The 12,791-nt window shown below is 68.3% G+C and carries 9 protein-coding genes and 2 tRNA genes; 7 read left to right on the top strand and 4 right to left on the bottom strand.

Translation table 11 applies throughout. The annotated features are described in order from the left end of the window. Positions 1-16: 16 nt before the first annotated feature. Both E9232_RS13410 and E9232_RS13405 read right to left on the bottom strand, forming a co-directional pair. Complete coding sequence (locus E9232_RS13410) at positions 17-1,660, bottom strand: ABC transporter substrate-binding protein (protein WP_309794631.1); 1,644 nt, start codon at positions 1,658-1,660, stop codon at positions 17-19. Positions 1,661-1,704: 44 nt separating this feature from the next. Next, on the bottom strand, positions 1,705-3,063 hold the full coding sequence (locus tag E9232_RS13405; RefSeq protein WP_309794629.1) for an LLM class flavin-dependent oxidoreductase: 1,359 nt from the start codon (positions 3,061-3,063) through the stop codon (positions 1,705-1,707). 322 nt (positions 3,064-3,385) lie between these two features. Here E9232_RS13405 and pgm point away from each other — a divergent pair, with 322 nt between their 5' ends. After that, positions 3,386-5,059, top strand: a complete 1,674-nt coding sequence (gene pgm / locus E9232_RS13400) for a phosphoglucomutase (alpha-D-glucose-1,6-bisphosphate-dependent) (protein ID WP_309794628.1) — start codon at positions 3,386-3,388, stop codon at positions 5,057-5,059. A gap of 79 nt (positions 5,060-5,138) precedes the next feature. Here the strand turns inward: pgm and E9232_RS13395 are convergent. Beyond that, positions 5,139-5,214: transfer RNA gene (locus E9232_RS13395), tRNA-Asn, on the bottom strand. A gap of 239 nt (positions 5,215-5,453) precedes the next feature. On the opposite strand from E9232_RS13395, the gene E9232_RS13390 reads away from it, so the two are divergent. Further along, a complete protein-coding gene (locus E9232_RS13390; protein ID WP_309794627.1) occupies positions 5,454-6,635 on the top strand; it encodes a class I SAM-dependent methyltransferase in 1,182 nt (393 codons plus the stop codon). 79 nt (positions 6,636-6,714) lie between these two features. Here the strand turns inward: E9232_RS13390 and E9232_RS13385 are convergent. Further along, positions 6,715-6,788 (bottom strand) — tRNA-Cys (locus E9232_RS13385). A 235-nt stretch (positions 6,789-7,023) separates the two neighbouring features. Here E9232_RS13385 and E9232_RS13380 point away from each other — a divergent pair. From E9232_RS13380 to E9232_RS13360, 5 genes are all read left to right on the top strand, one after another. After that, positions 7,024-7,680 carry a protein-L-isoaspartate O-methyltransferase family protein gene (locus E9232_RS13380; protein ID WP_309794626.1) on the top strand — a complete coding sequence of 219 codons (657 nt, stop codon included), beginning with the start codon at positions 7,024-7,026 and terminating at the stop codon, positions 7,678-7,680. Between the two features lie 20 nt (positions 7,681-7,700). Beyond that, on the top strand, positions 7,701-8,024 hold the full coding sequence (locus E9232_RS13375) for a rhodanese-like domain-containing protein (protein ID WP_309794625.1): 324 nt from the start codon (positions 7,701-7,703) through the stop codon (positions 8,022-8,024). A 2-nt stretch (positions 8,025-8,026) separates the two neighbouring features. Beyond that, a complete protein-coding gene (locus E9232_RS13370; RefSeq protein ID WP_309794624.1) occupies positions 8,027-9,490 on the top strand; it encodes a TolC family outer membrane protein in 1,464 nt (487 codons plus the stop codon). Positions 9,491-9,595: 105 nt separating this feature from the next. After that, entirely contained in the window at positions 9,596-10,069 is a 474-nt protein-coding gene (locus E9232_RS13365; protein WP_309794623.1) for a DUF2497 domain-containing protein, read from the top strand. A gap of 59 nt (positions 10,070-10,128) precedes the next feature. Then, the gene (locus tag E9232_RS13360; RefSeq protein ID WP_309794622.1) at positions 10,129-12,774 is read left to right on the top strand and encodes a valine--tRNA ligase; all 2,646 of its coding nucleotides are present in this window, start codon (positions 10,129-10,131) and stop codon (positions 12,772-12,774) included. Positions 12,775-12,791 lie beyond the last annotated feature (17 nt).

The raw sequence follows: 12,791 nt of genomic DNA, 5'->3' as shown, positions 1-12,791 counted from the left end.
GGGCGGGCGCCTGCCGTCACGCGAAGGACGCCTGGTCGAAGTAGAGCTGCGAGATCGCGGTGTAGCGGACGCCGCTCAGCGCCGCGCTGGTGACCTTCAGTGAGTCGGAGAAGTAGGAGATGATCACCGGCGTCTCCTCCAGCAGGAAGGCCTGCAGCTTGCCCGCGGCGGCGCGCTGTGCAGGCAGGTCGATCGCCGAGGTGTAGTCGGCGAGCAGCCGATCGTAGTCCGGGTTCTTGAAATGCGCCGCGTTCCAACTACCGGTGCTGCGGAATGACGCGTTCAGCACCGCGTTCGGGATGCCGCGATGGCCGTAATCGGTGATGCCGAGCACGGAGTCGAGCCAGTCCGACTGGCCGTAGGTGGCCTTGCCGTAATAGGCCGCCTGGTCCTCGATCTTGAGGTCGATGGCGATGCCAATCTGCCGCGCCGCGTTCTGGATCAGCACCGCATAGTCCGGGATCTCGTCGTATTTCTCGGTGGTCAGCGTCACCGCGAAGCCGTCCGGCACGCCCGCCGCGGCCAGCAGTTCCTTGGCCTTGGCGATGTCCTGCTTGCGCTGCGGGACCGCCGGGTCGGTCGATGAGAACAGCGGCGAGAACGGGCTGTCGTTGCCGACCGTGCCCTGGCCCTGCAGCAGGCCCTTCACCAGCCCCTCGCGGTTCAGGCTCAGCGCCAGGGCCTGGCGGATGCGCTTGTCCTGGAACGGCCCCTGGTCGGTGCCGAGATGGACCTGGGTGTGGGCGCTCGATCCGATCCGGAGGATCCGGAAGGCGGGGTCGTTCAGCAGCGCCTGGCCGCCCTGGGGCGAGTAGTTGATGATGTCGACCTGGCCGGCCTGGATCGCCAGCACCTGCGACGGCTCGTCGGCGAAGAAGGTGAATTCCACGCGGTCGGGCAGGGCCGGCGGGCCCCAGTAGTCAGGATTGCGGACGAAGCTGGCGCCGACCTTGGGGCTGTACTGCTCCAGCCGGAACGGCCCGGTGCCGACGAAATTCTTCTCGAAGTCGCCGGCATAATCCGCCGGCAGGATGATCGCGTTGTAGGTGTCGGACGAGATCAGGTAGGGGAAGTTGCCGTTCGGCGCGTCGAGATGGAATTCCACCGTGTGGTCGTCGACCTGCCTGGTGCCGCCCTTGGACAGGATGCCGGCGAGGATCGACAGCGAGGCGGAGCCGTTGGCCGGGTCGGTCAGGCGTTCGAAGGTCGCGACCACGTCGCGGGCGCTCAGGCCCCGCCCGTCATGGAACTTGACGCCCTGGCGGATGGTGACGGTCCACAGCTTCGCGGCGGGGTCGCTCTTCCAGCTTTCGGCCAGGCCGGGGCGCAGCGTCAGGTCGGGATCGTCGACGATCAGGTATTCGCCGACCTGGGTCAGCAGGCCGATGCTGGGCGGGTCGCCGATGGTCACCGGGTCTATCGCGCCGGTTGGCGTCAGCAGGCCGACGCGGACGATGCCGCCGGGCTTGCCGGCCTGCGCCTGGGCCCGTGCGCCCGGCGCCAGCAGGCCGGTCGCGGTTCCCGCCAGGCCCAGCAGGGCGGCGTAGCGCATCAGGTCGCGGCGGCCGAGTGCGCCGGCGGCGAATTCATCCACCGCGGCATTCCACAGCGCGCCGGACTGGCGGCGGAGGATGTCGAGATTCCGGCGACGCGTGATCATGGCTGTCTCTCTTGATGGGGAAACGCAGCGGTGTCGGGGAACGCTCAGGACGCGGCGCGGTGGGTGTCGCGGGCGACGGCGAAGCGGTTGGGCGGCCGGGACAGGCCCAGGCGGTCGCGCAGGGTGCCGGGCTCGTATTCCTGACGGAACACGCCGCGGCGCTGCAGCTCCGGCACCACGGTCTCGGTGAAGTTGACCCAATCCTCGGGCAGCAGCGGGAACATCAGGTTGTAGCCGTCGACCGCGCCGGCCACGAACCATGCCTCCAGCTGGTCGGCCACCTCCTTGGCGGTGCCGGCCACGGTGGGCATCGAACCGCTGTTGGCCAGCTTGCGGGCGATCTGGCGGATCGACAGGTTCTGGTTTGCCAGGCCGCGCACCCGGTTCAGCGAGGTGCGTCCGCCATTGAAGGTGCTCTCGTCCGGCAGCTCCGGCAGCGGCCCGTCCGGCGGATAGGCCGACAGGTCGATGCCGGCCCAGCTCGACAGCAGGTCGATGCCGACCCGCTCCGGCAGCAGCGTCTCCAGGAATTCCTGCCGCTCCTTCGCCTCATCGGCCGAACCGGCGACGATGGGCAGGATGCCGGGCAGGATCTTGAAGCTTTCCGGAGCACGGCCGTGCTTCGCCAGCCGGGCGTTGATGTCGGCGCGGTAGCGCAGGCCCTCGTCGATGCTGCGGATGATGGCGAAATGGACGTCGGCATAGGCGGCGGCCAGGTCCTTGCCCGCCTCTGACGATCCGGCCTGGACGATCAGCGGGTGGCCCTGCGGCGGCCGCGGCACGTTCAGGGGGCCGCGCACCTTGAAGTGCGGCCCGGCATGGTCGATGCGATGCACCTTCCCGGGGTCGGCGAAGTAGCCCGATTCCCGGTCGAGCAGCACCGCCTCGTCCTCCCAGGAATCCCACAGCGCTGTGACGGCATCGAGGTATTCGGCGGCCCGGTCGTAGCGATGGGCGTGCTCGATGTTGCCGTCCCGCCCGAAATTGAGCGCCTCCTCGTCCATCGCCGAGGTCACGACGTTCCAGGCGGCGCGCCCGCCGCTGAGATGATCGAGCGAGGCGAAGGTGCGGGCCAGGTTGTACGGCTCGCTGTAGGAGGACGACGCGGTGGCGATCAGCCCGATATGGCTGGTGACGGCGGACAGCGCCGACAGCAGGGTCAGCGGCTCCAGCCGCGCATTGGCGTAGTGGGCGACGCCGCTTTCGACCGAATCCCAGATCGCGACATGGTCGGCGATGAACAGCGTGTCCAGCTTCGCCCGCTCCGCCGCCTCGGCCAGTTTGCGGTAATAGTCGAGGCCGAAGACCTCGCGGCCGGGCGCGCGGGGATGGCGCCAGGACATCCGGTGGTCGCCCTGCGGATTGAAGAAAAACGCGCTCAGAATCATATGCCTGCGGCGCATGGCGCACTCCTCGACGATCTGGATGGCCGGCATGGTTCCACCGGCAGCCACGAGGCCCGCTTCGAGCGGCCCGTTGGCGACAGTAGATTATCCAATTTATATGAGAATCAAGTGGAAAATATTTACAATATACATGTATTTTAAGTTAAATAACTTATGCGTCAGCCACCCGATGTCTCGATCGTTTGAGGGTCGCCCTGGGTTGCAGCCGGGTTGCGATCCCGGGGATCCAAAAGCGGCCACCGCCGTTTACAGCTGTCGAAGGCTGGCGCAATTTGCTGGCAGGTGTCGGCTCCACGGTTCAGCCCAGGGGATCGTTCAGATGGTGAGTCCGCTTGCGGGAAAGCCCGTCAATCCGTCGGATCTCGTCAATGTGCCGCGGCTGGTGACGGCCTATTTCGCGACCAGGCCCGACCCCGGGATCCCCGCCCAGCGCGTCGCCTTCGGCACGTCGGGGCATCGCGGATCCGCTTTTGCCGGCAGCTTCAACGAGACCCACATTCTCGCCGTCACCCAGGCGATCTGCCTGTACCGCAAGCGCGCCGGGATCGACGGGCCGCTGTTCATCGGCATAGACACCCACGCGCTGTCCGAACCGGCGCTGGCCACCGCGCTGGAGGTGCTGGCCGCCAACGGCGTCGACACCATGATCGACCAGGATGGCGGCTACACCCCGACGCCCGCCGTCTCGCATGCGATCCTCGGCTACAACCGGGGCCGGACCTCAGGGCTGGCCGACGGCATCGTGGTCACGCCCTCGCACAACCCGCCCGAGGATGGCGGCTTCAAGTACAACCCCCCGAACGGGGGCCCAGCCGACACCGAGGTGACCGGCTGGATCGAGCGCACCGCGAATGAGCTGATCGAGCGGTCGCTCGACGGCGTGCTACGGATCCCGCACCAGCGCGCGCTGCGGGCGTCATCGACCCATCGCCACGATTATGTCGGCGGCTATGTCGGCGACCTCGGCAGCGTCGTCGACCTCGACGCCATCCGGTCCTCCGGCGTCAGGATCGGCATCGATCCGCTGGGCGGCGCGGCGGTCCATTACTGGGCGCCGCTAATCGAACGCACCGGCATCGCCGCCACCGTGGTCAGCGACATCGTCGACCCGACCTTCCGCTTCATGACGGCCGATTGGGACGGGAAGATCCGCATGGATTGCTCCTCGCCCTACGCCATGACCCGGCTGCTGGGCCTGCGCGACCAGTTCGACGTGGCCTTCGCCAACGACACCGACGCCGACCGCCACGGCATCGTCACCCGCACCGCCGGGCTGATGAACCCGAATCATTTCCTGGCAGCGTCGATCTCCTACCTCTTCGGCCACCGCAAGGGCTGGCGCGCCGACAGCGCCGTCGGCAAGACGCTGGTCAGCAGCAGCATGATCGACCGGGTCACGGCGCAGCTGGGCCGCCGCCTGCTCGAGGTGCCGGTCGGCTTCAAATGGTTCGTCGACGGCCTCAGCGACGGCTCGGTCGGATTCGGCGGGGAGGAGAGCGCCGGCGCCTCCTTCCTGCGCAAGGACGGCACGGTGTGGACGACGGACAAGGACGGGCTGATTCTCGGCCTGCTGGCGGCCGAGATCACCGCGGTCACCGGCCGCGACCCCAGCGAGCTCTACACCGGGCTCACCGACGAGCTGGGCACCGCCTATTACGCCCGGGCGGACGCGCCGGCGACGGCTGAGCAGAAGAAGGTGTTCAAGGGGCTGACGCCGGAACGGCTGGATGCGCGCCAGCTCGGCGGCGAGCCGGTGCGGCAGACGCTGACCGCGGCGCCGGGCAACGGCCAGCCCTTCGGCGGCATCAAGGTGGTGACCGAGAATGGCTGGTTCGCGGCGCGGCCGTCCGGCACCGAGGACGTCTACAAGATCTACGCCGAGAGCTTCCGCAGCGAGGACCACCTGCGGCAGATCCAGGACGACGCCAAGGCCCTGATCGGCCGGTTGTTCGAGACCTCGTCGCAGCCAGGGGGCAAGCCCGGCGCGGCGTGACCCGGGGGGCGCCGGCCTGCTCTGCGCCGGATTCAGGCCAATGCGGCCAGCCGACGGGATCTTTTAAGATGGGGGAAGATGGCTCCCTGGACTGGACTCGAACCAGTGACCCGCTGATTAACAGTCAGCTGCTCTACCAACTGAGCTACCAGGGAACATGAGCGCCGGATTTCGCCGGGCTGTTGGTGGCGCGGCTTATAGCAACCTCGCCCCGCCGTGCCAAGCCTCCCATTCGCCTCCGACCATTCTTTTTTGGCGGCATCCGGTTCCAGCGCGACCCGAACCGTGCCGGGATCAACCACCTGGCCGGCATGGTGACAGCCTTCCCACCGCTCTGTAGTATGCCGGCCGCCAGCTTTGCATGGTCCGGACTTTATTTTTTCAGGGGCGGCGTATGATCAACGGAACCATTTCTCGTGCGTGTTTCATCTGCGGCTCCCATGACGGCGAGACGGTGTTCCAAACGGCGATCGATGTCTGCGGGCTCGGGCATGTAACCTTCGGCATGCGCTGCTGTTCCGGCTGCGGCATGACCCTGCAGGACCCGGCGGTTTCGCCCGAGACCATGATGCGGCAATACTCGACCTTCTCGAACTACACCGCCTTCGGCGACGGCGAGCCGCCGCTGAACCCGACGGCACGCCGCATGTTGGAGCTGGTGCGGATCGAGGGGATCAAGCCGGGCCGCATGTACGACGTCGGCGCCGCGACCGGCTCGATGCTGTGGCATTTCCGCAAGCAGGGCTGGGCCGTCGCCGGTTGCGACCTGTCGCCCAAGGCGGTGGAGCAGGCGCGGGACCGGAACGACATCGCCATGGATCTGGGCTCCGGCGAGGAGTCGCTGCCGCAGCGCGGCAACCAGGACCTGATCACCTTCTCGCATGTGCTGGAGCACGTCTACGACCCGGTGGAGACGCTGAATCTGGTGCACGAGGCGCTGGCGCCCGGCGGGCTCCTGATGTTCGAGGTCCCCTGCCTCGCGGCGCCGGAGATCAATCCGCCCGGCTTCTTCATGATGGAGCACGTCAATTATTTCGACGAGGTCACCATCGGCAACCTGCTGAAGCGGATCGGCTTCGATGTCCTGCAGGCGCCGATCAACACCTCGCTCGAATACTACTGCTATCCGGTGATCACCGTGCTGGCCCGGAAGCAGGCGCCGCAGCCGGACGCCGCGATCGTGAATGCCCACGGGAAGAACATGGCCTTCCACCGCGCCTTTGCCGCGGTCGAGCAGGGCCGCTGGGACGCGGCGGATGCGAAGCTGCACGCGGCCCTGGCGCCGGGGGAGGAGGTCTATGTCTGGGGGGCGGGCCTGCACACCTCGACCCTGCTGGAACGGACGTCGCTGAACACCCGCACCCGGGTTCGGGCGATCACCGACCGTGACCCGCAGAAGCACGGGCACACGCTGGGGCCGCATCGGGTCATCGCGCCGGCCGAGGTGCTGGCCGACAGCCGGAAGATCGTCCTGTCGAGCTTTCAGTCGGAAGGCAACATCGCCGAGGGGCTGCTCCGCCAGGGCATCCCGGAGGAGCGCATCGTCCGCCCCCACGGCCGCAGCCCGTCGGTCTAGGCCGGCACCTTGCCGAAGCCGTCTCTGCCGGGTGCAGAGCGGCTTCACGCCTGCCGATCCAAGAAGGGGGGGAGGCCGTTGGAGGCGCGAGCCGGAATCGAACCGGCGTGCACGGATTTGCAGTCCGCTGCTTGACCACTCAGCCATCGCGCCCCGACGGCGGCCCCCGTATATCGTCCGGCATGAAGCGGGGTCAAGAGATGAACATGTCTCTTTCTTTGCGGCCGCCGCCCGATCGCCGACATGACGGTGCATGACCTGCATCACATGGCCCGACCTGCATCACATGGATTGTGTTGCGGGCGCGAACGCCGATATAACCGCAGCGTCTGAGCCGTGGCGGCTATCCGGCCGCCCGGGCTCTCCGTCATCAGATGTGCGGATCCTCATGGTCGACTACGCAGCCGCCCGCTACAACATGGTCGAAAGCCAGATCAAGCCCAACAAGGTGACCGACATCGCCTTGACGGATGCGATGATGGCGGTGCCGCGCGAGCGTTTCGTGCCGCCCGACCGGCGCGGCGTGGCCTATGTCGATCAGGATGTCGCGATCGGCGGCGGCCGGGTGGTGATGGAGCCGCGAATCCTGGCCCGGATGCTGAACGATGCCGCGATCGGCCCGGACAGCCGGGTCCTGGTCGTCGGCGCCGGCACCGGCTACAGCGCCGCGATCCTTGCCCGGCTGGCGGCCAAGGTGGTGGCGCTGGAGCAGGACAAGGCGCAGCTGGCCGCGGCGCGCGCCGCGCTGGCCGATCTCGGCGTCCACGGCGTTGCCCTGGTCGAAGGGCCGCTGGCCGCGGGCTGGCCGGCCGAAGGGCCCTACGAGGTGATCCTGGTCGACGGCGCGGTGTCGGCGGTTCCGGCGGCGCTGACCGCGCAACTGGTGCCGGGCGGCCGTCTGCTCACCGTCGTGGATGACGGCGACCGTGTGGCCCGTGCTATGATGTTCACCGCAATCGACGGCACCGTGTCGCAGCGCCCGCTGTTCGACGCGGCGACGGCGACCTTGCCCGGCTTCGAACGCAAGCCGGCCTTCCAGTTCTGAGCGCGGCGGCGGGGTATCGGGTGCAGCAGGAAGAGATCGACGTGGCGACCTTGGCGGAGTGGCGGCGCAGCGGTGCCAGCCATTGCGTCGTGGACGTGCGCGAGCCGCAGGAGCTGGCGGCGTGCCGGCTCGACGGCACGCTCGACATTCCGATGGCCGAGATTCCGGTCCGGCTGGAGGAGATCCCGGGCGATCGCCCGGTTGTCGTCATGTGTCACCACGGGGGGCGCAGCGCGCAGGTGGTGCGATGGCTTTCGGCGAGGGGCATGGACAACGCGGTCAATCTGCGCGGCGGCATCGACGCCTGGGCGCGCGAGGTCGATCCAACCATGGGACGGTATTGACGATGAAACGGTATGGACGTCTCGGGCTCTCCACCACGGCGCTGACGGTCGCGTTGCTGTGGGGTGCCGCACCGGCCTCGGCCCAGTCGATGACCGAGGCGCTGGCCTCGGCCTATGCGACCAACCCGGACCTGGCCGCCGACATCGCCAATCTGAAGGCGGTCAACGAAGGCGTCGCCCAGGCGCTGTCGAACTACCGGCCGACGGTCAGCGCCAGCGCCAGCATCGAAAGCCAGTTCACCAACACGACCAGCGACAAGCCGGGAAAGCTGAGCCAGTTCAATACGGCGACTGCAGGCCTCAGCGGCAACCCCTTGGGCGCCGGCGGCCGTGAAGGCTACTGGCACGAGGTGAACCCGGCCACGCTCGGCATCACCGTGACCCAGCCGATCTACACCGGCGGCCAGACCGAAGCGTCGGTCAACAACGCCGAGAACACGGTCCAGGCCACCCGCGCCGTGGTTCAGACCACGGAGCAGACGGTGCTGCTCGACGCCGCCACCGCCTATGCCGATGTGGTCCAGGCCCAGGCGGCGCTCGACGTGCAGCGCACCAACGAATCGCAGCTGAGCCGCCAGCTCCAGGCCACCCAGGACCGCTTCAATGTCGGTGAGGTGACCCGCACCGACGTCAGCCAGTCCGAGGCCAGCCTGGCCAGCGCCGTCGCCCAGCGGGTCGAGGCGGAAGGCACGCTGCGCGCCAACCGCGCGACCTTTGAGCGCTTCGTCGGCCAGCCGCCGGGAACGTTGGAGACGCCGGCGGTGCCGGGCCGCCTGCCGACCTCGATGCAGGACGCGATCCAGCGGGCCCAGGCCAACAACCCGGGCATTGTCGCGGCGCTGTTCACCGAACGCGCCGCCGCCGACAGCATCGACCTGCAGTTCGGCGCCCTGCTGCCGCAGCTGACGGTCCAGGCCCGCCTGCAGCGTCAGTATTCGACGGTCTCCCATCCCGCCAGCGGCACCGGGGCGCAGTCGCGGATCGATTCGGCTTCGATCATCGCGCAGCTGACCATTCCGATCTATTCGGCCGGCAACCAGGAATCGAAGGTCCGCCAGGCGCGCTACACCCACGGCCAGAAGCGGATCCAGATCGAGAGCCAGCGCCGCATCGCAATCCAGGCGGCGGTGCAGTCCTGGCAGGCGCTGGTCACCGCGCGGGCCGCGATCAAGTCGTTCCAGGCCGCGGTCAAGGCCGAGCAGCTGGCGGTGGAAGGCCTGCAGCAGGAAGCCGCGGTCGGGTCGCGCACCGTGCTCGACGTGCTGACCGAGCAGCAGAACCTGCTCAACGCCCAGCTCAACCTGGTGCAGGCACGGCGCAACGAGGTGGTGGCCGGCTATCAGCTGCTGAACGCGATCGGCACCCTGACCGCACGGGATCTTGCCCTGCCGGTCCAGGTCTATGACCCGGAGCCGGACTATCAGTCCACCCGCGCGCGCTGGATCGGCACGTCGATCGACGAGTAAGGACCGACGGCGCACCCTGGTCTCGGCCTCGTCGCTGCTGTGGCTTTGCAGCGGTGGGCCGGGTGCCTATGGTGCGCCGAAATGTAGGGTGAAGGCGGCGAAGGGATGAGCGAGACGCGGGCACAGCAGGAGCCGTCGATGGAGGAGATCCTGGCCTCCATCCGGCGCATGATCACCGAGGACGATCCGGCCCGTGGCCGGACCGTGGCGGCAGAGGTGGTGCGTCCGCAGACTTCGGCCCCCTCCCTATCGGCGGATGACGATGTGCTGGAGCTGACCGAGGCGCTGGACGATCCGCGCCCGGTCGCCGCGCCGCCGGCCGCCGAATCGGCGCCGGAGGACGAGTCGGTGGTGTCGCCGGCCAGCGCCAGCGCGGCGCTGGCGGCCCTGGCCCGGTTGAACGCGGCGGCCGCCCCGGCCGCGGTGGCGGTGCACAAGAGCCAGACGGTCGACGACCTGGTCCGCGAGATGCTGCGGCCGCTCCTGAAGGAATGGCTCGACGCCAACCTGCCGCGGCTGGTCGAGCAGGCGGTCGAACGGGAAGTATCCCGCATCGCCAACGGCGCCGTACGGCGCTGAGCCGACCCCCGACCCGACGCCTTCATCCTAAGATTTCAGAGAACACGGAAGGTTCAGCCATGCTGGACAAGACCTACGCGCCGCGCGACGTCGAGGCCAAGCTGTATCCGGAATGGGAGAATAGCGGCGCCTTCGCCAACGATGTCCAGTCGAACGCGACCCCCTTCACCATCATGATGCCGCCGCCGAACGTGACCGGCAGCCTGCACATGGGCCATGCCTTCAACATGACCCTGCAGGACGTGCTGACGCGGTTCAACCGGCGGCGCGGCCGCGATGCGCTGTGGCAGCCGGGCACGGACCATGCCGGCATCGCCACCCAGATGGTGGTCGAGCGCGAGCTGGCGAAGCAGGGCGTCAAGCGCCAGGACCTCGGCCGTGATGGCTTTCTGGAGAAGGTCTGGGAGTGGAAGGCGCAGTCCGGCGGCACCATCACCAGCCAGCTCCGCCGGCTCGGCGCCACCCCGAACTGGGCGCGCGAGCGCTTCACCATGGACGAGGGCCTGTCCCGCGCCGTGGTCAAGGTGTTCGTCCAGCTGCACCGCGAGGGCCTGATCTACCGCGACAAGCGGCTGGTCAACTGGGACCCGAAGCTGCGCACCTCGGTCTCCGACCTCGAGGTCGAGCAGAAGGAGACCAGGGGCCATCTCTGGCACTTCCGCTACCCGATCGAGGGCGAGGAAGGGCGCTACATCACCGTCGCCACCACCCGGCCGGAGACGATGCTGGGCGACGCTGCCGTGGCGGTGCACCCGGATGACGAGCGCTACAAGGACCTGGTCGGCAAAAATGCCGTCCTGCCGCTGGTCGGCCGCCGCATCCCGATCGTGGCCGACGAATACTCCGACCCCGAGAAGGGCTCGGGCGCGGTGAAGATCACCCCGGCGCATGATTTCAACGATTTCGAGGTTGGTCGCCGGCACAACCTGCCGCTGATCAACATCCTCGACGAGGAAGCGCGGCTGAACGACGAGGTGCCGGAGGCCTATCGCGGCCTCGACCGCTACGAGGCGCGCAAGCGCGTGGTCGCCGACCTCGAGGCGCTCGGCCTGGTCGAGAAGATCGAGGACCATGTCCATGCGGTGCCGCATGGCGACCGCGGCGGCGTGCCGATCGAGCCGTATCTGACCGAGCAGTGGTACCTGAAGGCCGAGATCCTGGCCAAGCCGGCGATCGAATCGGTGGAGCAGGGCAAGACCGTGCTGCTGCCGAAGATGGCGGAAGGCATCTTCTTCGAGTGGATGCGCAACATCCAGCCCTGGTGCATCAGCCGCCAGCTGTGGTGGGGCCACCAGATTCCGGCCTGGTATGGGCCGGACCGCAAGATCTTCGTCGAGGAGAGCGAGGCCGAAGCCAAGGCCGCGGCCGAGAACCACTACGGCGAGCCGGTCGAGCTGACGCGCGAGACCGACGTGCTCGACACCTGGTTCTCCTCCGCCCTGTGGCCGTTCTCGACCCTGGGCTGGCCGGACAAGACGCCGGAGCTGCGGCGCTACTACCCAGGCGACGTGCTGGTGACCGGCTTCGACATCATCTTCTTCTGGGTCGCCCGGATGATGATGATGGGTCTCCATTTCATGGGCGAGGTGCCGTTCCGCACCGTGTACTTCCACTCCCTGGTCCGCGACGAGAAGGGCCAGAAGATGTCGAAGTCCAAGGGCAACGTCATCGACCCGCTGGAGCTGGTCGACAGCTACGGCACCGACGCGCTGCGCATGACCCTGGTGTCGCTGGCCGCCGGCCGCGACATCAAGCTCGGGCCGCAGCAGGTCGAGGGCTATCGCAACTTCGCGACCAAGATTTGGAACGCCGCGCGCTTCTGCGAGATGAACGAGTGCCGGCCGGTGCCCGGCTATGATCCGGCGGCGAACAAACTGACGCTGAACCGCTGGATCGTCGGCGAGGTGGCGAAGGCGGCGGAGAAGGCGGCGGCGGCGCTGGAGGGTTTCCGCTTCAGCGAGGCGGCGTCGGTGCTGTACCAGTTCACCTGGAACGGCTTCTGCGACTGGTACCTGGAATTCGCCAAGCCGGTGTTCTCCGGCGGCGACGAGGCGGCGAAGGCCGAGACCCGCGCCACCGCGGCCTGGGCGCTGGAGCAGATCCTGCACCTGTTCAACCCGATCATGCCGTTCGAGACCGAGGAGCTGTGGCGGCATTTGGCTGACCGCGGCGACGCCACGCTGATGACCCAGCCCTGGCCGGAGTATCCCGCCGGGCTGGTCGACAGCCAGGCGGCGGCCGAGATGGACTGGGTGATCCGCCTGATCTCGGCGATCCGCACCATCCGGTCGGAGATGAATGTGCCGCCGGCGGCCGAGCTGACCGCGACTTTGCGCGACGCCTCGGCGGAGACGCAGCGCCGGCTCGACACCCACGGCGCGCTGATCCGACGCCTGGCGCGGCTGGCCGCGATCGATGTGTCCGATGCGGCGCCGGCGAAGGGCGCGGCGCAGGCGGTGATCGACGAGGCGACGCTGGTGCTGCCCCTGGCCGGGATCATCGATCTCGACAAGGAGCGGGCGCGGCTGACCAAGGAGATCGACCGGCTGGCCGGCGAGGTCGAGAAGGTCGATCGCAAGCTCGGCAACGCCCAGTTCCTGGAGAAGGCGCCTGACGAGGTGGTGGAGGAGCAGCGCGAGCGCCGCGCCGAAGCCGAGGCGGCGCGCGAGCGGCTGCAGCAGGCCCTGGCGCGTGTCTTCGGCTGATCGCAGGCACCAGCGAG

Source organism: Inquilinus ginsengisoli (assembly GCF_031453975.1).
In the GTDB taxonomy this organism is placed as follows: domain Bacteria; phylum Pseudomonadota; class Alphaproteobacteria; order DSM-16000; family Inquilinaceae; genus Inquilinus; species Inquilinus ginsengisoli_A.
The sequence above is the reverse complement of the archived record's forward strand: the minus strand, read 5'-3'. Positions and strand labels throughout refer to the sequence as shown.